The organism is Winogradskyella sp. SYSU M77433 (assembly GCF_029911945.1).
In the GTDB taxonomy this organism is placed as follows: domain Bacteria; phylum Bacteroidota; class Bacteroidia; order Flavobacteriales; family Flavobacteriaceae; genus Winogradskyella.
The window spans coordinates 1-22,610 of the sequence record NZ_JARYTG010000010.1; the positions used below are offsets into that span (position 1 = coordinate 1).

Sequence of the window (22,610 nt, forward strand, 5' to 3'; positions counted from 1 at the left end):
TCCTCTACCCCATCATTACTATCGTCATCACATAACTCCAAATTAGCTACTGGATTAATCGTTGGTTGGTCTGTGACATTCAGCGTAAATGTTAGAATCTCATAACAATCAGATTCCAAGTACTCTACTCTAACATAAATAATTTCACCATCAGTTCCCGAGTAATTATCTGGATTAGGTATTTCACTTACATCATTTTCAGCATCAGCTAATGAGTTGTGATAAGTAACCTCCAAATCTGATGGATTAGTTGCATTAGCTGTAACTACAGAAGTATTTGAACTTAATTCAAAAATGTAAGGTGGCGCACCTTGGTCACATAAATATAAATTGTTTGGAACATCAGTAATTATTTCTGGTAAAACCTCTACCTGAACACTTTGTAAGTACTCACATCCAAAATCATCAGTAGCTGCATAGGTGTAGGTATAAACACCTGCATCAGGAGGAGAAACAGTAATTGTACTACCACTGGTATTTGTGATAGTTGGGTCATCTAACCATCCTTCATCAGTAATAACAGGTGTAAATGATAACTCTGGTGGTTGAATATTAGGATCAAAGTTTAAGAACCACTCAAATATATAACCATTATCTATTGATAAGTTATCTACAATTCTAATACACCAATCACCATTTAAAGGACTACCTACCAAACCATTAAAATCTTCATAAGGCAAATAAGATCCTGGAACCCAAGAATTGTTTGGTGGATTGGTTCCATTAATTTCTGTCGGTGCATTAGCCAATAATACTGAAGCACTCATAGTAAAACAATAGGTCTCACCTGTACCTGGTGTGTTAGAACCATCATCATTTGCACCACCAAAATAGGTTCCTCCACCAGCTTGATCGAATAATCTAATTTCTTGCCCATTTGGACTCTGAATAAATATATCTAAATCACCAGAATAAGAATGCTCCATATTAACACAAACCTCAACTAATTGATTAGGATCTGTTAACGTTTGTGATGAATCAAAACAATCTACTGTTATACAGGTTTCATATTGTGCACCCGATCCATCAGGTAAAAATGTTGTTCCACTGACTGGTGGTGTACAATCATTAACAAAAGGAACAGCCTCTACATAGCCTGTAATATCTGTACTTTCACCATAACATATAACACTTTCGACTGCAGCTGTTCCTGTAAAATCTGGATCTGTGGCAACCTGAATAACCTGATTTATAAGATTCGTATTAGGACAACCATCAGGATTAATAGATGTATTAGCATCTCTAATATTTAGATTTACTATATACACACCGGGTTCTGAATAAGAAAACACAGCAGTTTCTCCCTCTACAGTATTACCATCACCTAAGTCCCATTCATAAATAGCACCAGTACCATCAAATTCAAAATTGCCACTTCCTTCAAGTGTAATCTCTTCTCCAGTACAAACTCTTATATATCCATCACTATTTGGTGCAGGAGTGGCTACATCTATCTGTGAAGTAATTACTTGACAAGGTGTAATACATGAAATAGCTGCTGCCCAACCACTAGTATTTCCTGAATCATTAGAAACAAACTCTATTGTAATACAACCACTAGTATTTTCCTCTGTCGCCACTACTAAACCAGGGGATAGTGCACCAGAAAATTGACCAAAAGCTAGGTCAGGATCGTTAGTATCACCGTTATAAATAGTTATAATATCAGTATTAAGTTGAGTACTGAACTCTGTGAAATTTAGTTCTATTCTTTGACCTGGATCTTCTGGACAGATAGTCATTACAATATTTTCGTCATTTCCGTAATTACCGAACTCTCCTCCTGAGTCATATAAAACACCTCCACATTGATTGACTACTCCGTTAAACATGTCAACATCTTGCGCAAACAATACCGATGAAAACATTACTGAAATTAAAGCTAAAAAGCACTTCATTTTTGTGAAATTTTTCATTGATATTGAGATTTTATGATGATGTAATAATTAGTATTATCAACATGATAAATACTAGAACCCTGAGAGTTAAATGCAAAATTATATTTCAAAGGATTGAATTTTTTAGGATCGAAAGTTTTATCTCTTTCAATGTTTGAAACAAAACTGTTCAATAGCGGAATTTCTGATAAGTTTTTACACTGCTTTTTATCAGCTTCCTTTGTGATTAATTTTATAACCACTCTATTTCTTAAAATGTCTTTAATGTTTTTTAAACGAAAAGCATTACTGTAAACATACTTTTCAGCCTGATCACCATAAACTTCATCTATTTGTTGTCTCTCTTTAATAGTTAGAGGTAAATCTACGTTATCATCAAATTGAATAACTTTAAGAGGGATTTTTTTAACTGTTTGCTGCCCAGACAAACAAAAGGGTAAAAGTAAAAAAATTAAAATTGTAAAAAATTTTGTCATAGCTTAACCTGAATTTTAGAATTGCGAAAAATAAGAAAATTTTATAGAAACAACTGTTAATTCACCAGTGTTAATTGGTATTTTAACGGTTTTACTTATATAACAGTTAGAATTAAAAAACTCCTACCTTATCTAAACTATTTTATTGCTTATCTTTGCATCTTCTTTTAATGATGGACTAATATTTTGTATATGAAAATTGAAAGTGATTTTAATGATATTGATGCTTTAGGCGATGACCACGTAGGAACTTCAAGTGATACACCTATGAGAGCTGATGCATTTAAACTTTCTGGTAAAGAGAAAATAGATATTATTAAGGACGATGTACGCCATATTATGGAAACCTTAGGACTAGATCTTACTGATGATAGCCTTAAAGGCACTCCAAACCGTGTTGCAAAAATGTTTGTCAATGAAATTTTTGGTGGTTTAGACCCTGAAAAAAAGCCAAGTGCTTCCACTTTTGACAACAAATATAAATATGGTGAAATGCTAGTAGAAAAAAACATTACGGTTTACTCTACTTGCGAGCACCATTTACTTCCTATAGTTGGTAGAGCTCATGTTGCTTATATCTCTAACGGTACTGTTGTTGGTTTATCTAAAATGAACAGAATTGTTGATTACTATGCTAAGCGACCACAAGTACAAGAGCGTTTAACTATTCAAATAGTAAAAGAACTTCAGAACGTACTAGGGACTGAAGATGTCGCTTGTGTTATTGACGCCAAACATTTATGTGTAAATTCTAGAGGTATAAGAGATATTGAAAGCAGTACTGTAACTTCTGAATTTGGTGGAAAATTCAAAGAAAAGGAAACTCGAAGAGAATTTTTGGATTATATTCAATTAGATACGCAATTTTAGCTTGTTTTCTCTGAGTTAGTTGTTTAGTTTTGCTAAACATTTTTTCAAACTCAAAACATGCCACTTTACGATACCCAAAATATAAAGATTTACAACTCTCTAACGGGAGAAAAAGAACCTTTTGAACCTATAACTAAAGGACACATAGGCATGTACGTTTGTGGACCAACGGTCTATAGTAATGTACATTTGGGTAATGTAAGAACTTTCATGTCTTTTGACATGATTTTTAGATACTTTAAGCACCTTGGTTATAAAGTTAGGTATGTAAGAAATATTACAGATGCAGGACATTTAGAAAATGATGCCGATCGTGGTGAAGACAAAATCACCAAAAAAGCACGTTTAGAAGCTATAGAACCAATGGAAATTGTACAGCGTTATACTGTAGATTTTCATAACGTTTTAAACACCTTCAACTTTTTGCCACCAAGCATAGAGCCAACTGCTACAGGTCATATTATTGAGCAAATAGAATTGATCCAAACTATCATAGACAATGGCTTTGCCTATATTGTAAATGGTTCTGTTTATTTTGATGTTCACAAATATAATGAGTCTAACGAGTATGGAATTTTGAGCAAACGTAAGCTTGAAGATCTTATTCATAATACACGTACGCTTGATGGACAAAGTGATAAAAAGAATCCACAAGATTTTGCACTTTGGAAAAAGGCTGAGCCTACTCACATTATGCGTTGGCCATCTCCTTGGAGCGATGGTTTTCCTGGCTGGCACCTTGAGTGTACAGCAATGAGCACTAAATATCTTGGAGAACAATTTGATATTCATGGTGGTGGAATGGACTTAAAATTCCCACATCACGAATGTGAGATAGCACAAAATAAAGCTGCCAAAGGCCAAGATCCTGTAAAATACTGGATGCACGCTAACATGCTTGAGTTAAATGGAGCTAGAATGAGTAAATCTACCGGAAACTATATTAATCCTGCCGAATTACTTTCTGGTAAAAACGACATTATGTCCAAAGGTTACAGTCCAAGTGTTGTGCGTTTCTTTATGATGCAAGCCTCTTACAAAAGTGTTCTAGACTTAACTGACGACGGACTTCTTGCGGCTGAAAAAGGCTTCAATCGCCTAATGGAAGCTCTAAAAATTGTTGGTACTTTAAAAACAAATGATTCTTCTTCTATTAACATTTCTGAATGGAAACAGCAATGTTATGATGCTATGAATGACGATTTTAATACACCAATATTAATCGCTAAGCTTTTTGATGCTGTAAAATTCATCAACCAAGTTAAGGAAGGTAATGCTACAATTTCTAAAGACGATTTAGAGCTACTAAAAGAAACTCTAGAATTATTTTCATTTGAAATTTTAGGCTTACAAGATGCTTCAAAAACAGACAACACTACCGTTAAATTAACTAGTGCTGTTGAAATTTTAATCAATCTTAGAAAAGAAGCAAGATTAAATAAAGACTTTGCACTTTCTGATAAGATTAGAGATGAACTCGCTGAAGCTGGCATACAATTGCAAGATGGCAAGGATGGCACAACTTTTACGACCAACTAAAAGTCACTTTTAAATATTCTTTAAAGGAACGAACTTATTAGTTTATATCATTCATTATGAAAAAAATTCTGATTGCTCCCTTTTTATTTATAATAAAGATCTATCAGACTTTTATTTCGCCTCTTACACCTGCAACATGTAGATATCAACCTACTTGCTCGCATTATGCTAAAGAAGCTTTGGAAGTTCATGGAATTTTTAAAGGCGGATGGTTAGCTATAAAACGGATTTTTAGTTGTCATCCTTGGGGAGGAAAAGGTTACGACCCTGTTCCACCAAAAGAAGATTAATATTACGTTAATCTCATTTTCAATACCTTTCAAAATAGTATATTTACAGCTCAAAGTGATATTATATGCATTTATTATACATTGTATGGGATCCTGTAAAGTATCTTGATTTAGGATTTTTTAAACTTCATTTTTATAGCGTTATGTGGATTGTAGCCTTTATCCTAGGCTTTTACATTATGAAGCGTATCTACAAAAACGAAGGTCAATCTGAAGAATCTTTAGATTCATTATTTATTTATTCTGTTTTAGGTATAATGTTGGGTGCAAGGCTTGGGCATGTTATATTTTATCAACCAGAGTTAATAACAGAAGACTTTTTTAGCATATTTCTTCCATTTAAATTTAAAGGTGGATTTGAATTTACTGGTTTCCAAGGTTTGGCTAGTCATGGCGCTGCCATTGCGATGATTATATCAATGTATTTATACAATAAGAAAATCTTAAAAAAATCAGTTTTATGGATTTTAGATCGAGTTGTTGTTCCTGTTGCACTAGGCGCTGTGTTTGTTAGAATTGGAAATTTCATCAACTCTGAAATCGTTGGAAAATTCACCAATAGTGATTTCGGTGTGGTTTTTAAACAGCTAAGTGAAACTGAGCCAAGACATCCAGCACAACTTTACGAAGCATTTTGCTATATTTTTGTGTTTTTAATTCTGTTTTATTTCTACTGGAAAACTAAAAAATCAGAACAACAGGGCTTTTTATTCGGCCTATTTTTAGTACTACTTTGGACCATACGATTCTTTGTAGAATTTGTAAAAAAAGCACAAGTAGATGCACGTGAAGACTGGTTCTTAAATACTGGGCAATGGTTAAGCATACCATTTGTACTCATTGGTCTTTATTTTATGTTTGCCTATAAGCCTAAAAAAGAATTGAACTAATGACTTTTAAAGTTTCTAAATACCCTTTTGTACTATTAGGATTATTGGCATTTACACAATGTAAAGAAACCGATAAACCTACTAAAACTGAGGACAAAGTTGAAGTTAGTTTTAAAAAAGAAGGTGTTTTAAAAATTAGAAGGACTAAGTCTGACTCTATTATAAAAACTTTAGATATTGAGGTCGCTGACAACGAATACGAAACGCAAACGGGTTTGATGTACAGATCAAAATTAGAAACTAATCACGGTATGTTGTTTGTATTCCCTTATGAAGACTACAGAAGTTTTTATATGAAGAATACAAAAATTCCATTAGACATTATTTATATCGCTGCAGATAGTTCTATAGTGAGTGTGCAAAAGAACGCTAAGCCTTTTAATGAAGCCTCTTTACCTTCAGGAACACCTGCTAAATATGTTTTAGAAATAAATGGTGGTTTATTTGATGAATGGCAATTGGAAGAAGGTGATAAAATTGATTTTAAAATTTTGAAATAAAGATCAAGACTGCTGTCTTACAGAAACGATAATAAAAAAAAAGCCCTTCTTTTCAGAAAGGCTCTTTTTTTGTATCAATGATAGAAAACTCAGCAATTACGCTTCCTCTTCTTCTTTTACTTTGTTCTTAAGTGATTCTGCTGCATCACCTTTTTTAGCTGTATCATACATTAATGGTGTAGCAATAAATACAGATGAATATGTACCTACAATAACACCTATTATTAATGCGAATAATAAGTCTTTAAGTGAATCTGCACCAAAGATGAACATTGCTAATAACACCACTAAAGTTGTTAAAGATGTATTTAATGTTCTACTAATTGTACTGTTTATAGATTCGTTTATAGTTCTCTTAAAGTTCCAGCTTGTATGCTCATTTAAGAATTCTCTAATTCTATCAAATACAACCACGGTATCGTTTAATGAGTAACCAATAACGGTTAATATCGCAGCAATAAACGTTTGATCAATCTCCATACTAAATGGCATAAATCTCCATGTTATAGAATAGATACCTAATACAATTATAACATCATGGAATACTGCAGCAACAGCACCAAGAGAGAATTGCCATCTTTTAAATCTAAATAAGATGTAAAGGAATACCACAACCAAAGATCCCAGAATTGCCCATACTGAAGATTTTTTAATATCATCTGCAATTGTTGGACTCACCTTACTAGACAACATTTTACCAATTTTTGCCTCACCAGAACCATCTAAAAATTCTTCATATGTCATTCCTGATGGCAAATACTTTTGTAAAGCACCGAAAAGCATAGACTGAACTTCTTCATCTGCTTCTATTGTACTGTCTTCAACTTTATATTTTGTTGAAATTTTTAACTGGTTAGGACCACCAATTGTCTTAACTTCAGCACTTTCAAAAACAGCATTTAAGTCAGATTTTACTTCCTCTACACTCACTTCTTGGTCGAAACGTACTTGGTATGTTCTACCACCAACAAAGTCAATACCTTGATCTAATCCTGTAGTGACTAAAGACCCTAAACTTGCTAATAATAAAACACCTGAAAGAATATAAGCAATCTTACGCTTCTTTAAGAAATCGATATTTACATTCTTAAATAAGTTCTTTGTTAAACCTGTTGAGAAGTCTAAGTTACCACCTCTATTTACATACCAGTCTATCAATAATCTTGTGATAAAGATTGCTGTAAATAATGATGTTAAAATACCTATGATTAATGTGGTTGCGAAACCTTTGATAGGTCCAGTTCCGAATACAAATAAGATAATCGCTGTTAAACCAGTAGTAATGTTAGCATCTAAAATTGAAGATAATGCATTAGAGAAACCATCTTTAATAGATTCTTTTTGCGATTTTCCTTTAGCTAACTCTTCCCTAATGCGTTCGAATATAAGTACGTTGGCATCTACCGAAATACCTATTGTTAATACAATACCTGCAATACCAGGTAAAGTTAATACTGCGCCTAAACTTGCTAAGACACCAAAAATTAATAAGATGTTTAATAACAAAGCGATATCAGCAAAAATTCCTGACTTACCGTAATAAAACACCATCCATAATAATACAAACACCAATGCTATTATAAATGATTTCATTCCACTATCAATAGCTTCTTGTCCTAAAGATGGACCAACTTCATCTGCTTGAACAATTGTAGCCGAAGCAGGTAATTTACCAGCTCTTAAAACGTTTGCTAAATCCACCGCCTCTGTTAAAGAAAACGCTCCAGAAATTTGAGAATTACCTCCAGAAATAGGACCTGTAGAAACACTTGGTGCAGAGTAAACAATATCATCTAAAACTATGGCAATATAACCTTGAGTTTCATAAGCCACTTTAGTCATTTCCTCCCAAGTCTTTGCACCTTGAGCATTCATTTGCATACTAACTGCTGGTCTGCTTAACTGATCATAATCTTGTCTTGCATCTGTAATAACAGCACCACTTAATTCTGGCTCACCATCTCTATTATTTTTTATTGCATATAATTGAGAATACTCAGAATCTTCTTCTTGTAATCCCCAAACAAATTTTAAGTAACGCATTTCTGCTGGTAACTGCGCTCTGTTTTTAGGGTCATTAAGCTTAGCCATTACTCTTTCCTTATCCTTAGCTAGGAACATCCCTATTACAGGACCGTTTCCAAAACCTTGAATACCTAATGGGTTTACATCTGCAACGTTTGTTGAATCTGCAGACTCTATCTGACCAGTTAATTCATCAATAGCATTAGCGGTTGAATCTTGCTCTACTTCTGCTTCTGCAACTTCTTCTTCATTTGCTGGTTTTTCTTTTTCAGCTGCTTCTACTAAAGCTTGATTAACTTGTAATAAATAAGGTGCAACCTCATCTACTTTATAAGTTTCCCAGAATTGTAATTGTGCTGTTTTAGTAACTAAATCTTTAACACGCTCTATATCTTTAGCACCTGGAAGTTCTAATAAAATACGACCAGAGTTTCCTAAACGTTGAATGTTTGGAGATGTAACACCAAACTTATCGATACGCTTACGTAATACCTCAAAAGCAGAAACAATAGACTCATCTATTTTAGTTTCAAGAATACCTTTTACTTCATCATCAGACATGTTTCTGTCGATGGTACCCATCATATCACGATTAGCGAAAATATCTGGCGACGCTAATTTTGTATCTCCTTTAATAGCATCGAAAGCTGCGAAGAACGATTGCAAGTAAGAATCTTGTGAATCTTTTTGAAGTTCATCAGCATCATCTAAAGCTTTGTTAAACACAGGATCTTTACTGTTTCCTGCTAAACCTTTTAAGATGTCTCTTACTGAAATTTGAAGAATTACGTTAATACCACCTTTAAGGTCTAAACCAAGGTTCATGGCATTGTTTTGTACTTCTGGGTACGTAAACTGTGCTACTCCTAAGTTGTAAACCTCAATAGGCTCAAACTTATCTCCTACTTTAACTTTAGTTGTTTTTAAAGAATCTAAGTAGTTAATTTCTGCTACATTTCGCTTAGTTTGGTAATCCTCAACCGTGTCAGGATACTTACTAATTGCGGCTTGCTCTGCTTGCTCATCTATTTGATTGGCTTTAAATGTAAAAGACAATTGGTAAATACTTACCAACCCAAATAAAATGGCAAAAAGTTTAATTATTCCTTTGTTTTGCATTTTGTAATTATTTAGTGTCGAATCTTATATAAAATTTTTCTGGGCGCAAATATATACTTTACATCCAAACTCGACAATTGTTTTTATTGATATGATTTTTATAGCTTTTTGATTGATAAAAGCTTTGAAAAGTTGATTATAGAATTATTGTAGATTATATAATTCTAGCAGCGTTGGGTCCTGCCCTAACTTCAGGTATTTTATGAGTATTGTTGTTTGAAATAATGACTACAGCGTACATTTCTGTTTCCGTAGTATTTTCAAATATAGTATGCGAAGTATTAATATATTTCGCAAAGGCTTTTACTTTAAAATCGTTATGAGGATGATCTGTTTTTTGATTAAACTCAACAACTTCTGTACCTTCAAAACCCCAATCATTATTATGAGTATCTTTCTGAATTTCAGAAATATTAAGTTCATAATCCTTTACATCCTTTTGTTCTGAAGGGTTACTAGACTTGTCTTGGTTTGAATTAAAACTTACTTTGAAGTTTTCTTGAAGAAGTAAATTTTGAATAAGTTCAACATCTGATTCACTGTAGTAAGTAATCTTCAATTGACCTTGTGCATCATAACCAATTTGCACATGCTTTGCGCCAATACGTTGTAATTCTTCCTGAATGTTCAGAATCGTCTTTTCTGTATCTTGATCAGAAATATTTTGATCAGAAAAATGAACTACAATCTGCTGATTTGGAACAATAGGCTGCTCTACTAACGTTCCAAAAAACGCTAGTAAAACGATAAGGATTCCAAATTGCAATCTAATTTTCACGCGCCAAATATAGAAAAAAATAAAGACTGTATTTCTACAGTCTTTATTAAATATATTCTGTTAAGAATGAATTTTATAATTCTAAAAGACCATTTGTCTTTTTAACTCCTTCTGCACTTGCAGCCATATGCTCTTTTTCAGCATCGCTTAATGGTACATCTACAATGCTTTCAATACCGTTTTTACCTAAAACAACTGGAACACCAATACAAAGATCACTTAATCCGTATTCCCCATCTAATAACGTAGAACAAGGGTAAATTTTCTTTTGGTCGCAAGCAATCGCTTGTACTAAACCACTAACAGCAGCACCTGGAGCATACCAAGCAGAAGTACCTAATAATTTAGTTAGTGTAGCACCACCAACTTTAGTATCTTCTTTTACTTGCTCAAGACGTTCTTCTGATAAAAATTCAGTAACTTTTATACTGTTTCTAGTCGCGTGAGATGTTAATGGTACCATACCAACATCACTGTGACCACCGATAACCATTCCGTCAACATCACTAATTGGTGCTTCTAAAGCTTCAGCTAATCTGTATTTGAAACGTGCAGAATCTAAAGCTCCACCCATTCCTATGATTCTATTTTTAGGAAGGTCTGTAGTTTTATGAACTAAGTAAGTCATTGTATCCATCGGATTACTTACTACAATGATAATAGTATTTGGAGAGTGCTCTACTAAATTAGCAGAAACAGTTTTTACGATACCTGCGTTGATACCTATTAATTCTTCACGAGTCATTCCTGGTTTACGAGGAATACCAGAAGTAATTACACAGATGTCACTATCTGCAGTTTTAGAATAATCGTTTGTACTACCTGTAATTTTTGTATCAAATCCGTTAAGTGAAGCACATTGCATTAGGTCCATTGCTTTACCTTCTGCGTATCCTTCTTTAATGTCTAAAATTACAACTTCTGAAGCGAAATTTTTAATAGCAATATACTCGGCACAACTTGCACCAACTGCTCCAGCTCCAACTACTGTTACTTTCATGTTTTTATATAATTTTTTATTGTGAAACTAAATGTATTAATAGCAACAAATTTACAAATAAAATCCCTGTAAAAGAAGAAAGCACAAGAGTATATCTTGTGCTTTTCAATATTTAAAAAAATATTTTTTCTGACTATCTAAATCCAAAATTAATACCTACAGAAAAGGCATCAAATTCTGAAAGATGATATTCTGCATTCAATCTGAAAAAACCTAGTTTTAATTTTGTCCCGATAGTTCCTCTGACAGCTGAAACCTCACTGGAAACTGAAAATGGATCTGTAATAGTATCTGTTGTTAAAAATCCATTTGTTACTCTATAGTTACCTTTTAAATCAGACTCTGCTTTTCCGCTAATATATCCTAAACCACCATAAAAATTAATTACAGGCATTTTGGTTGAAGCTATAAGCTGAAACAACCATGTATTAGTACTATTTTCCAATTTCTGATTTTCACCATCAATTCCTGACGAATCGGTAATATCATAAGAACCATCTAAGTGATTGTAAGCTACCAAACCAGAAATTGCCACTGGCCAAATTTTATCTGCTGGCAACCAATCTGTAAATTCCACTTGTAAACCTGCACCATACATACTTATATCAACTTCATCAGTTTCTACCTTAGGAACAAAACGTGCTTTTAACTCTAAACCACTACTTATACCAACGGCACCCTGTATAAAGGCTGTCGGAAGCATATTAGCACTTTGATCACCTATACCTTGTGGAAGCTCAATCTGAGCTGTTTGTGTTCCAAAAATCGGATCATCATATTGAATCTCAACAAAAATATCAGGATTATTCTCTCCTAAAACAGAAGCTACATTCTGTGCGCTTGGACCAGTTACAAATTGCACATTATTATAATCTGCCGTGTTCAAGTAAAAGGTTTTATCTTCATCTTTTACCAAAGAAGCATTTGCTATTACTGAAATCTCAAAGCCTCCTAAGGGCTTTACTTTTGCCGAATTAAACCAGTTAGCATTCATACTGTGCATGATTCCATTAGTACCAGGAGCCAAATAATCTTTTGCGAAGCGTTGCGCATCATCTATACCTGCAGCAAGAAGAACATCTATATCATTTTGCGCACGAGTTAATAAGCTGATTAAAAAAACTATTGAAAATAAAATTCTTTTTTTCATTTGAATTGGGTTTAAATCTGGGACAAATATATTAAAACAACCTTAATTAAACACTTTACCGACATAATTTGTATTTTATCGACATTCAAGTGTATAAAAAAAGCAACTACATTATTAACGTAATTGCTTTAAGTTTAGTTTTAAAAAATATTATTTACGCGTCAATATTAGCATAGATAGCATTCTTTTCTATAAATTCTCTACGTGGTGGTACCTCATCTCCCATTAACATTGAGAAGATACGGTCTGCCTCAGTTCCATTATCAATATTAACTTGACGTAATGTTCTAAACTCAGGATTCATAGTGGTATCCCAAAGTTGCTCTGCATTCATCTCACCAAGACCTTTATAACGTTGTATACCTACACTACCACCAAAAGATTCGGCTATAGTATCACGCTCTTTGTCTGACCAAGCATATTGTTTCTTAGAGCCTTTCTTCACCAAGTATAATGGTGGAGTTGCAATATAAACATGTCCTTGTTCTATCAATTCTTTCATATAACGGAAGAAGAAGGTAAGAATTAGAGTCGCAATGTGAGACCCATCAATATCGGCATCACACATAATTACGATTTTGTGGTAACGTAATTTTGAAAGGTTTAGCGCTTTACTATCTTCTTCTGTACCAATTGTAACACCTAATGCTGTAAAGATATTTTTGATCTCTTCATTTTCAAAAACCTTGTGTGTCATTGCTTTTTCAACATTAAGAATTTTACCTCTTAATGGTAGAATTGCTTGAAACGCTCTATCTCTACCTTGTTTAGCTGTTCCACCTGCGGAATCACCCTCAACCAAGAATACTTCACACTTTTCAGGATCTTGTTCTGAACAATCTGATAATTTCCCAGGAAGTCCACCAATACTCATTACAGTTTTACGCTGCACCATTTCACGTGCTTTCTGAGCTGCATGACGTGCTTGAGCTGCAAGTATTACTTTCTGAACGATAGTTTTAGCATCATCTGGGTGTTCTTCTAAGTAATCTGTTAACATTTCTGAAACTGCTTGAGACACAGACGCTGAAACTTCACGATTACCCAACTTAGTTTTTGTCTGACCTTCGAACTGTGGTTCTGCAACTTTTACCGAAACGATAGCTGTTAAACCTTCACGGAAATCATCACCTGCAATATCGAACTTTAACTTATCTAACATTCCTGATTCATCCGCATATTTTTTCAATGTATGCGTTAAACCACGTCTAAATCCTGATAAGTGCGTACCACCTTCGTGCGTATTAATGTTATTTACATAAGAGTGAAGATTTTCCGCATAAGACGTATTATAAATCATAGCCACCTCTACAGGAATACCATTCTTTTCCCCTTCAAAAGCTATAGCACTTTGCATTAAAGGCTCTCTGTTTCCGTCTAAGAACTTTACAAACTCAGTAAGACCTTCTTCCGAATGAAACGTTTCTCCTTCAAAAGAACCATCCTCTTTTTTGCTTCTTTTGTCTATTAAATGAATTGTAATCCCTTTATTAAGGTATGCCAATTCTCGCATACGACTTGCTAAAGTATCGTAATTGTATTCTAATGTTTGTTGGAATATTTGAGGATCTGGTTTAAAAGTTACAATAGTACCTGTTTTATCAGACTCACCAACAGCCTTAACTGGGTAAAGTGTTTTTCCTCTTTCGTATTCTTGTTCCCAAATTTGTCCACTTCTGTAAACTGTAGCTTTTAAGTGCTCTGACAATGCGTTCACACAACTAACACCTACACCATGAAGTCCACCAGAAACCTTATAAGAATCCTTATCGAACTTACCACCTGCTCCAATTTTAGTCATTACAACCTCTAATGCAGATACACCTTCTTTTTTATGTAAATCTACCGGAATACCACGACCATCATCTTCTGTAGTTATGGAATTATCCTCATTGATAGTTACCGAAATATTATTACAATGACCAGCAAGTGCCTCATCAATAGAGTTGTCTACAACCTCATACACTAAGTGATGTAATCCTCTTACTCCAACATCACCAATATACATTGATGGACGCATGCGCACGTGCTCCATCCCTTCGAGGGCTTGGATACTATCTGCGCCATATTGCTTTTTGTTTTCTTCGCTCATATAAACTTATAATTTTATTGCTATTTCAACACAAAAAAAGACGCTGTTTTGGCGTCTCTTTTGAGTACAAACAAATATACGAATTTAGATGGCTTTTTAAAAGCTTTTAATCGATTGAAAGGGATAATTATTAACAATTGTTAATTAAGAAAAAGTTGCTTAAAACGCCTAAAAAGTACTTTAAATTGGATCTTAGTGTTTTTTTCTACTTACCGACAATTGAATTTTACAAAAGTGTTTTATCGACCGTTATTTTGCTTTTAATTGGTTCAACATTTTACCTTTATTTCTATACTTTCTTCTAAAATATTCTGTCAAAACTATTCCGGTTACTAAAACACAAATCTGCATAATCAAACTAACAGTCTCACTGTCTAAAATTAAATCTTGAGTATTTTCTGTTTTATAGTCTAAATACCATAAACCCTCTCTATTATCTTTTTGACTTACCAAAGCTAAAATAATATTTAAACCCATGTGCAATCCTGTAGGTAACGCTATTCCTTTAGACCAGATTAATGCAACACCATAAATTAGCGCCCAAACACCAGGACCTAACAACTGAACAAAAAATGTAGCACCTGTAAAATCATGATACCAAGTAAAAAGTAATGCCATTAAAATTTGGGCAGGCCAAATTCCACCAAGTTCAATGAGCTTTGTAAATGCATAACCTCTAAAAATCACTTCTTCCATATATGCAAGTGGAAAAAAAGCCAATAACCATATCAAAACACTCGGAATATTTGCTTCTTCATTAAAAGAAATTTGCAATTCTGAAAGGGTTAGAATTATCGCAAACATTGTTATTGCTACCAAACATCCAATCATTAGCCCTTTTAAAAAGTTGATTGGAGTATTCTTACTAAAAGAAAACCCTATATCCCTTAATGTTTTCCCATCTTTTTTTACAAAACCATAGGTAAGCAACAAAGCAATTGCAGTAACGAGTATTCCACCAAAGCCATACTTACTCAGTGAAGCAAAGGGCACAATATTCAAAAGAATTAAAATTACTATAAAAGCAATAGGTAACATAAGTGCAGAAGATATCTGCATGAATTTTGTTTTCATGTCATATAAATTTTAAAATGTTAAAAAATGAACTAAATCTTTTTTGATTTAAGGAAAGGGATGGATAACGGATAATAGCAAGTTCCTGAACTTAGTGCAGACATTAAATTTTTCAGGCTAAAAATAATACCGAAAAGAAATACTGCTGCCGTTAGAAAATAATTGAAACCTGGAAATGGAAAAAACAACAATAAAGATATAATCAGCAAGAGGTTTATAGTACAATGAAAATTAATAATTGCACGACCATGTTCATCATATATTTTATTGTCTTCTGCTTTACTTATCCATATAAAAAGTGGAAATAAAACATTTGCAAAAGGGATTACTAAACCAAAAAATGGTGAGCCATGTAGCAACAGCATCCATTTGCGTTGTACGGTTTCTGTTTTCGGGTCGTCTAAAACTATTAAGTCCTCTACTTCTATTCCCAAACCTACAGCTAGTAATTTTACGGTTTGCAAATGCGGTTGCACATCACCCTTTTCTATTCGTTGTATTGTACGAATTGTAACTGATGATTCTTCTGAAAGCTGCTCTTGTGTAAAGCCTTTTAGTTTTCTCTGATAAACTAAGTTGTCACTGATAGAATTATTTTTCATTGCTATTGTTTTGCTGATACAAACTTACAGCTAACACCTGGTTTTTAGCACGACATTTAAATGTCACCTATCTGTCATTATTAGTAAATATAAGGGTTTTGAAGCACACCACTATTAAAAAGCTTCATAATACGATAAGATATTTTTCTAAAACAATCAAAACTTAGTCATTAATCAGACTTTAGTTCTTCGTTGATACTTTCGAGAATTTTCTCGGTTTTTTCGAGAAGGAATTTTGCTCTATCAGTAGTGTACCATATATGATATATTTCTTTAACTAAGACGTTTTGAAAATCATGATCATTGACCAATGATACAAAATCAGAAGGAATAGCCCTATCTCTTAAATCTGGATATTTTTCATCATCAAGAAACCAATCTGTTAAAGAAATATGACGTTCTACAATAGGCCTATGTTCTTTTAAAACAAGATTTTTTGTCTCAAATTCCTGTTCTTTAAAGCTCGATAAGTAAGATGGATAAGCTGTAAGGTGTTTTTTTAAACTATCGTTAGAAATAAGCTGAAGATTATCTGAACTTAAAATAACATTTAAACTTCCTTCTATGATTTCGGTATTAGGAAAAAAAGTACCCGATAAATAACTAATTACCGAATCGTTGATTTCTTCCTTAGTGAAACCCAGATATTTTATTTGTCTCTCTAGACGACGTCTGAGCACAGGATAATAGTCTAGCGAAGCTTTTAAATTACTTCTTGTAGATTGAAAGTCTTCCTGAAGTGACATTAGCATTTTTGTTTCCTTGACTTTATCCTTTCTTTCTTCATTCCAGTTATTAATCTGAAGTGCAATTAGAATTCCAACTACAACAAGAATGATTTCGCCAATAGCATATCTAAAATACTTACCAGTTTTACCTTCGTTAAGAAGTGACTTTCTAATATTTCTAAAGATTTTAATCATAATTCACTTAATTCTTTATCGATTAAAGCTACAGACTCCTTGGTTAACCTGAGTAAACCAAATTTTATCCAGATTTCATCATTCATATAATTTTTATAAATATTCCCAAGAGCTATATAGGTCTCAGGATCCTTAATTACTTCTAATAATTCCGATTCATTTAACAAAAATTCTGGATGTGTAGGAATAGGCGGATGTGATGAAATACGTTCTGGCACATCAGGATTCATTCCCAGTTTAATCTTTAGTTTTTCAAGTTTAAGATCACTATTGTAGTAATTTTTACTTCTTTCCTCATATATTGAAGTTCTTGACTTGGTATAGTCCTTTAAGAGGGACAATTTTTGTTTTAAAGTATCACTTAAAAGCTCAAATTTACCAGTGGAAACAGCTTCCTCTTGAACCGTATTCAAAAATGACAATGTTGTTGCATACATCGCCTCAGACAAATATTGCTTTAAGCTATCTGGAGGCAAAGTAATTTTACCTGCAGAAACATTAAGTACTTTATTAAACTTACTGTTGCTATCATACAACTCTAAAGTATAGCGTTCTAATGTCTCCTGATTGATTAATAATTCTTTTTTTAGCGCCAACATTAGTTTTTCCTTACTATTTTCTAATTTTCTATTTTCGTTCCAATTGTTAATTTGAAGCGCTATTAAAATACCAATAACAACAAGTACAATTTCTCCAATAGCATATTTAAGGTACTTTCCAGTCTTACCTTCATTGAGAAGGGATTTTCTAATATTTCTAAAGAATTTAAGCATAGGTGATTATTTCTTCAATTTGAGATTAATACCATAAGTTAGTTTTCGCCAGAGCCACTCCATAGGACCGAATTTAAAATAGGATAACCATATTTTGCTAAGTAGGATTTGCATAGCAAAAATCACTAAACCGATAATCATAACATAAGTAAAACCGAACTTACCTGTTAAATTAAATCCAACACCGTAAAAGATTATTATAGATATAAAGGTCTGAAAAAGATAATTTGACAATGCTGTTTTACCAACGGGAGCAAACCAATTTAAATACTTTGTCCCTTTTTTAGTCCACAACGCAATTCCTGCCGCATAACTCAAAGCTAAAGGCACAGTACCTAAGGCATAAGCTAGAATATGAAAAAGATGTAAGGTATCTGAATTTTCAGTATAAATTTCTATGTAGCCTCTAACAATATTTATTGGTAAGCCAACAATCAATCCAATTACAAATACTTTCTTTAGGAAACTTGTATCTTCAAGAAGATTATTATTTAAAATTTTTCTACCTGCCCAAAGGCCAATCAAAAAAATACCAAAAACTTTAAAAATTCGTGCTTCATCCAATATCATGCCTATCCTTACAAAACCGTTTCCAAGGCTCATTTTGAAGAAATCACCAATATTGTCATTTTCAAGAAAGGCTAATATATTTGGTTGTAAATATTCACCAAATTTAATTACTGGCATTTCAAAGTGTTGATAGACTTCAGTACTTTTTTGAAAAGCTATTCCTGGATAATAAATTCCTGAAAAATGCATAAACGCCCAATTCACCAAAGGAAATAAAATAAGTATAGAGGCCGTGACAAGAAGTGTTTTGTTTGACTTCTTCACAAACCAAATGAGGAAAAACCCTAGAAATGCATATAAGGTCAAAATATCTCCTGGCCAAAACAAAAACATGTGAATTAAACCAAATAGTAGAAGCCAAAACATGCGTTTCCTAAAAAAAGGTGCAAAGGCTTTATTATTAGACGTAAGGTTATTATACTGTATGTAACAACCGATACCAAATAATATGGAAAATATGGAATAGAACTTACCATCGACAAGAACATAGTTTACGAAAGCAAAGATTTCATCGGTTGGTAATGTATAGGCTATCTTTTCTTTTGGAAAAAACCAAATTCCAGAAAAGAATAAAATATTAGCAGAATAAATAAAGAATATGGCAATGCCTCTTAAAATATCAAGATAGTGAATGCGCTCACTTTTTTGAATGGGTTTAACTGTATCATTTTGCATCTTGGTTGGTGGTTTTGGTTCGTTTTATTTTAACTGTTTTATTTAATCATAAATATGCTTTTGTGTAATTATTCTTATTTCAGATATTTTGTCTATTGCTAATTGCGTGTTCCTCACAATCCCTTTTCTATTGTCTTGATAAATTTTAAAAAAAGTTATGGTTGATGGATTTTCAAAGAACTCTTTTGGATTATTAGGTTCACAATATTCACGCCACCTAAAATCAAGAAAATCATTCTTTAATATTGGTTGCCAATCTTTTTTAAAAGACTGCTCCACATCATCTAAAGACTGATATACTTTAAATAAATTATCATCGTAATACGATATTAATGCCAGTTGAAGTGTTTTATCAGATATTGTTTCAATACCTCTAGCTTTTAATATCTCAAATGCACTAGATTGTGACTTGAACCTTTCAAATGTTATTATTTTTCCCATCCAGAAATAGAGACTATCTATATAATTTCCCTTAGCAATCTCCTTTAATACACGATCCGTTAATAAGATACCTTCCTTTGCTTTATCTAACTCAATTGATAGCGCTAAAGAATCTTTTTGTAGATTTTGATTGATTAAAGACAGTATTTCTTTTTCATAATTTCGAGTTTTACGATTATCATTCCAGTTATTAATCTGCAATGCCATTAAAATACCAATAACCACAAGTACAATTTCCCCAATAGCGTATTTAAAGTATTGGGTAGTTTTGCCTTCATTTAGAAGTGACCTCCTAATATGTCTAAAGAATTTTATCATACTGGTTTGGTCATTTTATAAGTACTTTTTAATTTGAGAAATTAAATCTATTGCCATTTCCTTTCTAATTTTTATTGAATACAATATCATTTGTTTTCTATCTAAAGCAAATCGAATTCTTTGTCTGCCTTCGGTGGAAGCAATAACTCGTAACAACTCTTGTTTTCTCTCAGATTCAGATTGTTTATAACTCGGGTTGTTTTTGACCTTAAAATATTGCGGAATTTCCATTTGTAGCGCATCAAGCCAAAAGTCCTCATCTTTATTGGTCCTTTGTTCTTCCCATGTAAACTGTTTTTCCGCATACTCGGCTGACGTAATGTAATATTCACTAATAGCTTGATCTAACTCAGATGAACCCAGTAAAGAGGTGAGACTTGCGTTATTAATTTTATCAAAAGCTTGAGTGGTTAAAAGTAGTCCTGCTTGATTTAATGGAAGCATAAAAAATATAGAGTCTGCCTTTGTATTAGCAAAAAGAGAATCATTCAAAAGCTTTACGCAATTATTACTCTGAAACTCATAATTTGTAATACTTTGGTTTAGCATTAGTGTATCGGTAGCCAAATCTTCTACCATGTTTTTTAATAACTTACGAGCTCTATTATTTTCTATTCGGTTTTGGTTCCAATTATTAATTTGTAACGCAATTAATATCCCAATCACTACCAGAATAATTTCTCCAATGGCATACTTTAGGTAATTATTAGTTTTGCCTTCGCTAAGAAATTTTTTACGGATGTTTCTAAAGAGTTTAATCATTTTCATCTAGAGTTTGAAGGGTTTCTATAAGCGCTTCCGTTTTTTTGGAAACCATATCATAAATCATGATTCTTGAGTTAGTAAAGTCTAACTTTGAATTTAGTAAATTGTCAAAAACCGTGATAAAATCAACATCATCCATAGCATTCCAAGTTTTAGATTTGAATTTATCATTGATTCCAAAAAAATTATACTTTTCGGGTTTTGTGACCAAAAGATTTTGCACTTGGACTGCATGTAGATAATCCGCAAGGTATAGCTCTATAAGATCATTATATTCTTCCTGAATCGCTGTGAGTTCGAGCATTAACTCTTGTACATATTTAGGATATAATTGTATTTCCCCCGAAGTTTGTAAAGACCGCATTGTCTTGTCGTTGTAGTTTTTTTTGTTATCTATTACCATATCAAACTCATATCGGGCAATCTGTTTCATGGTGTCTATGGTTGCGCTTTCTGATTTTAGTCTTTCATGAAAACCTTTCAAGATATCCATTTGTTTCTTAAGAAATTCTGTGTTCTTTCTAAAATCTGTAGTGTCTTGTTTTAGTTCTTTTAAAAGGGACTTGGTGTAAGCACTTCTTTTATTTAAACCTTTTCTGTTTTCATTCCAATTATTAATCTGTAGGGCTATCAGAATACCAATAACAACAAGCACAATTTCGCCAATAGCATATTTTAGATACTTACTTGTTTTACCTTCATTAAGAAGTGATTTTCTAATATTTCTAAAGAATTTTATCATAGCATCAGTCTATTTTTTTAAACTCTCTTACTCCATTTTGATCAAAGGCAAGACTTTTTATGTTGCCTTCATCTCTATTAAAATACACGCGCTGAAAATATTTTTTAATATAAAATTTATCCGTTTCGTAAGGTAAAATTTCATTATTAGGTATGTTTGCGCCATCCTTGTCATAGTAACTTAACAAGAGTTTTTTATTTTCAAATTTTATCATTACAAAGGTTTCTTGTGTTAACTCATATCGTCCAACGTATTGTTTGAGAACATCTTGGGGTAGCTCAATAGCTTTAAAGTTGTACTCTTCGGGTAATTCTGGTAACGGGTCTGTAGTAGGGTCTTGCTGTTTTAGCTCATTATAAACAGCATTTAATAAGCCAACCGTAGCAGCTTGAAATTCTTCTAGATGATTTAATGCATACTGCTTACTTTCTAAATCATTAATGATGAGATTTCTTCCTCTAGCAGACGTTGCAAATTTTATAAGCCCTAGCCTGTTTAAACCATAATATTCTTCTTGAGTTTCATTTATAAGTGACGGATATTCATCAACAGGATACCAATCAAAATAGTCTTGTTGATACTGGAAATAGTCCGCATATTTTTTTAATTCTTCAATTAAAAAGGATAGTGATAGTTTTAAGTTTACTACCTGCTTATTATAATAATTGGTAACCATTGTATTTAACTGGTCGTTATTGGATAATTTAGAAATACCTAAATTGGTCATTTTATTATAAGTTAATTCACTTACCTTAAAATCTAAATTTTGAGGTGATACAAGCATATAAAGACTATCTAATGGTAAGGTGTTTATGTTTTTAGTTTTTAAAGCAGCTTCATGGTTTTCAATGCTTTTTTTTAATCCGTTTATATAGAAGTCGAGCAAAACAACATCATCCTGTAGCTCATAGCGCATTTCGGTTAAATATTGATAGCCTAATTCGGTTTGTTTGCGCTTTTCATTCCAGTTATTAATTTGAAGCGCTATGAGAATACCAATAACAACGAGTATGATTTCGCCAATGGCATATTTAAAGTATTTTGAGGTTTTACCCTCATTTAAAAGTTTTTTACGAATGTTTCTAAAGAATTTTATCATA

At 32.8% G+C, this 22,610-nt stretch carries 21 protein-coding genes; 5 read left to right on the forward strand and 16 right to left on the reverse strand.

Going from position 1 to position 22,610, the window contains the following annotated elements; all coding sequences use genetic code 11:
- Nucleotides 1-1,916, reverse strand: a 1,916-nt coding sequence (locus QGM60_RS16860) for a PKD domain-containing protein (RefSeq protein WP_281141428.1), incomplete at its 3' end; no start/stop codon positions are given.
- Nucleotides 1,913-2,374, reverse strand: a complete 462-nt coding sequence (locus QGM60_RS16865) for a hypothetical protein (protein ID WP_281141429.1) — start codon at nt 2,372-2,374, stop codon at nt 1,913-1,915. The genes QGM60_RS16860 and QGM60_RS16865, both read right to left, overlap by 4 nt.
- 192 nt (nt 2,375-2,566) lie before the next feature.
- Between QGM60_RS16865 and folE the strand changes: the two genes are divergently transcribed.
- From folE to QGM60_RS16890, 5 genes are all read left to right on the forward strand, one after another.
- Nucleotides 2,567-3,244 carry a GTP cyclohydrolase I FolE gene (gene folE / locus QGM60_RS16870; protein ID WP_281141430.1) on the forward strand — a complete coding sequence of 226 codons (678 nt, stop codon included), beginning with the start codon at nt 2,567-2,569 and terminating at the stop codon, nt 3,242-3,244.
- A 57-nt stretch (nt 3,245-3,301) separates the two neighbouring features.
- Nucleotides 3,302-4,783, forward strand: a complete 1,482-nt coding sequence (cysS, locus tag QGM60_RS16875) for a cysteine--tRNA ligase (RefSeq protein ID WP_281141431.1) — start codon at nt 3,302-3,304, stop codon at nt 4,781-4,783.
- Nucleotides 4,784-4,839: 56 nt separating this feature from the next.
- Nucleotides 4,840-5,073 (forward strand): membrane protein insertion efficiency factor YidD, encoded by a 234-nt coding sequence (gene yidD, locus QGM60_RS16880; protein WP_281141432.1) that lies wholly within the window; start codon nt 4,840-4,842, stop codon nt 5,071-5,073.
- Nucleotides 5,074-5,138: 65 nt separating this feature from the next.
- Complete coding sequence (gene lgt, locus QGM60_RS16885) at nt 5,139-5,963, forward strand: prolipoprotein diacylglyceryl transferase (RefSeq protein ID WP_281141433.1); 825 nt, start codon at nt 5,139-5,141, stop codon at nt 5,961-5,963.
- Nucleotides 5,963-6,463, forward strand: a complete 501-nt coding sequence (locus tag QGM60_RS16890; RefSeq protein WP_281141434.1) for a DUF192 domain-containing protein — start codon at nt 5,963-5,965, stop codon at nt 6,461-6,463. Before lgt ends, QGM60_RS16890 begins: the two co-directional genes overlap by 1 nt.
- 96 nt (nt 6,464-6,559) lie before the next feature.
- Here QGM60_RS16890 and secDF read toward each other — a convergent pair whose 3' ends face one another.
- From secDF to QGM60_RS16960, 14 genes are all read right to left on the reverse strand, one after another.
- The gene (gene secDF, locus QGM60_RS16895) at nt 6,560-9,607 is read right to left on the reverse strand and encodes a protein translocase subunit SecDF (RefSeq protein WP_281141435.1); all 3,048 of its coding nucleotides are present in this window, start codon (nt 9,605-9,607) and stop codon (nt 6,560-6,562) included.
- Nucleotides 9,608-9,761: 154 nt separating this feature from the next.
- Nucleotides 9,762-10,385: a hypothetical protein gene (locus QGM60_RS16900; protein WP_281141436.1), complete on the reverse strand. Its 624-nt coding sequence runs from the start codon at nt 10,383-10,385 to the stop codon at nt 9,762-9,764.
- A 73-nt stretch (nt 10,386-10,458) separates the two neighbouring features.
- Entirely contained in the window at nt 10,459-11,385 is a 927-nt protein-coding gene (locus QGM60_RS16905; RefSeq protein ID WP_281141437.1) for a malate dehydrogenase, read from the reverse strand.
- Between the two features lie 133 nt (nt 11,386-11,518).
- Entirely contained in the window at nt 11,519-12,535 is a 1,017-nt protein-coding gene (locus tag QGM60_RS16910) for a DUF6588 family protein (RefSeq protein WP_281141438.1), read from the reverse strand.
- A gap of 154 nt (nt 12,536-12,689) precedes the next feature.
- The gene (gene gyrB / locus QGM60_RS16915; RefSeq protein WP_281141439.1) at nt 12,690-14,627 is read right to left on the reverse strand and encodes a DNA topoisomerase (ATP-hydrolyzing) subunit B; all 1,938 of its coding nucleotides are present in this window, start codon (nt 14,625-14,627) and stop codon (nt 12,690-12,692) included.
- A gap of 249 nt (nt 14,628-14,876) precedes the next feature.
- Entirely contained in the window at nt 14,877-15,701 is an 825-nt protein-coding gene (locus QGM60_RS16920) for a CPBP family intramembrane glutamic endopeptidase (protein ID WP_281141440.1), read from the reverse strand.
- A gap of 32 nt (nt 15,702-15,733) precedes the next feature.
- On the reverse strand, nt 15,734-16,303 hold the full coding sequence (locus QGM60_RS16925; RefSeq protein ID WP_281141441.1) for a helix-turn-helix domain-containing protein: 570 nt from the start codon (nt 16,301-16,303) through the stop codon (nt 15,734-15,736).
- 170 nt (nt 16,304-16,473) lie between these two features.
- Nucleotides 16,474-17,226, reverse strand: coding sequence for a DUF6090 family protein (locus tag QGM60_RS16930; RefSeq protein WP_281141442.1), 753 nt, complete (start codon nt 17,224-17,226; stop codon nt 16,474-16,476).
- Nucleotides 17,223-17,999, reverse strand: coding sequence for a DUF6090 family protein (locus QGM60_RS16935; RefSeq protein ID WP_281141443.1), 777 nt, complete (start codon nt 17,997-17,999; stop codon nt 17,223-17,225). Before QGM60_RS16935 ends, QGM60_RS16930 begins: the two co-directional genes overlap by 4 nt.
- 6 nt (nt 18,000-18,005) lie before the next feature.
- On the reverse strand, nt 18,006-19,244 hold the full coding sequence (locus tag QGM60_RS16940; protein ID WP_281141444.1) for a DUF418 domain-containing protein: 1,239 nt from the start codon (nt 19,242-19,244) through the stop codon (nt 18,006-18,008).
- A gap of 42 nt (nt 19,245-19,286) precedes the next feature.
- Nucleotides 19,287-20,003 (reverse strand): DUF6090 family protein, encoded by a 717-nt coding sequence (locus QGM60_RS16945; RefSeq protein WP_281141445.1) that lies wholly within the window; start codon nt 20,001-20,003, stop codon nt 19,287-19,289.
- A 15-nt stretch (nt 20,004-20,018) separates the two neighbouring features.
- A complete protein-coding gene (locus tag QGM60_RS16950; protein WP_281141446.1) occupies nt 20,019-20,765 on the reverse strand; it encodes a DUF6090 family protein in 747 nt (248 codons plus the stop codon).
- Nucleotides 20,758-21,510: a DUF6090 family protein gene (locus QGM60_RS16955; RefSeq protein ID WP_281141447.1), complete on the reverse strand. Its 753-nt coding sequence runs from the start codon at nt 21,508-21,510 to the stop codon at nt 20,758-20,760. Before QGM60_RS16955 ends, QGM60_RS16950 begins: the two co-directional genes overlap by 8 nt.
- Nucleotides 21,511-21,514: 4 nt before the next feature.
- Nucleotides 21,515-22,609, reverse strand: a complete 1,095-nt coding sequence (locus tag QGM60_RS16960) for a DUF6090 family protein (RefSeq protein ID WP_281141448.1) — start codon at nt 22,607-22,609, stop codon at nt 21,515-21,517.
- Between the last annotated feature and the right edge of the window lies 1 nt (nt 22,610).

Coding starts and splice junctions, on each gene's coding strand:
- yidD (WP_281141432.1), top strand. CDS start 4,840: ATGAAAAAAATTCTGATTGCTCCCTTTTTATTTATAATAAAGATCTAT.
- QGM60_RS16925 (WP_281141441.1), bottom strand. CDS start 16,303: ATGAAAAATAATTCTATCAGTGACAACTTAGTTTATCAGAGAAAACTA.
- folE (WP_281141430.1), top strand. CDS start 2,567: ATGAAAATTGAAAGTGATTTTAATGATATTGATGCTTTAGGCGATGAC.
- QGM60_RS16920 (WP_281141440.1), bottom strand. CDS start 15,701: ATGAAAACAAAATTCATGCAGATATCTTCTGCACTTATGTTACCTATT.
- secDF (WP_281141435.1), bottom strand. CDS start 9,607: ATGCAAAACAAAGGAATAATTAAACTTTTTGCCATTTTATTTGGGTTG.
- lgt (WP_281141433.1), top strand. CDS start 5,139: ATGCATTTATTATACATTGTATGGGATCCTGTAAAGTATCTTGATTTA.
- QGM60_RS16930 (WP_281141442.1), bottom strand. CDS start 17,226: ATGATTAAAATCTTTAGAAATATTAGAAAGTCACTTCTTAACGAAGGT.
- gyrB (WP_281141439.1), bottom strand. CDS start 14,627: ATGAGCGAAGAAAACAAAAAGCAATATGGCGCAGATAGTATCCAAGCC.
- QGM60_RS16905 (WP_281141437.1), bottom strand. CDS start 11,385: ATGAAAGTAACAGTAGTTGGAGCTGGAGCAGTTGGTGCAAGTTGTGCC.
- QGM60_RS16955 (WP_281141447.1), bottom strand. CDS start 21,510: ATGATAAAATTCTTTAGAAATATTAGAAAATCACTTCTTAATGAAGGT.
- QGM60_RS16945 (WP_281141445.1), bottom strand. CDS start 20,003: ATGATAAAATTCTTTAGACATATTAGGAGGTCACTTCTAAATGAAGGC.
- QGM60_RS16910 (WP_281141438.1), bottom strand. CDS start 12,535: ATGAAAAAAAGAATTTTATTTTCAATAGTTTTTTTAATCAGCTTATTA.
- QGM60_RS16940 (WP_281141444.1), bottom strand. CDS start 19,244: ATGCAAAATGATACAGTTAAACCCATTCAAAAAAGTGAGCGCATTCAC.
- QGM60_RS16935 (WP_281141443.1), bottom strand. CDS start 17,999: ATGCTTAAATTCTTTAGAAATATTAGAAAATCCCTTCTCAATGAAGGT.
- cysS (WP_281141431.1), top strand. CDS start 3,302: ATGCCACTTTACGATACCCAAAATATAAAGATTTACAACTCTCTAACG.
- QGM60_RS16960 (WP_281141448.1), bottom strand. CDS start 22,609: ATGATAAAATTCTTTAGAAACATTCGTAAAAAACTTTTAAATGAGGGT.
- QGM60_RS16890 (WP_281141434.1), top strand. CDS start 5,963: ATGACTTTTAAAGTTTCTAAATACCCTTTTGTACTATTAGGATTATTG.
- QGM60_RS16865 (WP_281141429.1), bottom strand. CDS start 2,374: ATGACAAAATTTTTTACAATTTTAATTTTTTTACTTTTACCCTTTTGT.
- QGM60_RS16950 (WP_281141446.1), bottom strand. CDS start 20,765: ATGATTAAACTCTTTAGAAACATCCGTAAAAAATTTCTTAGCGAAGGC.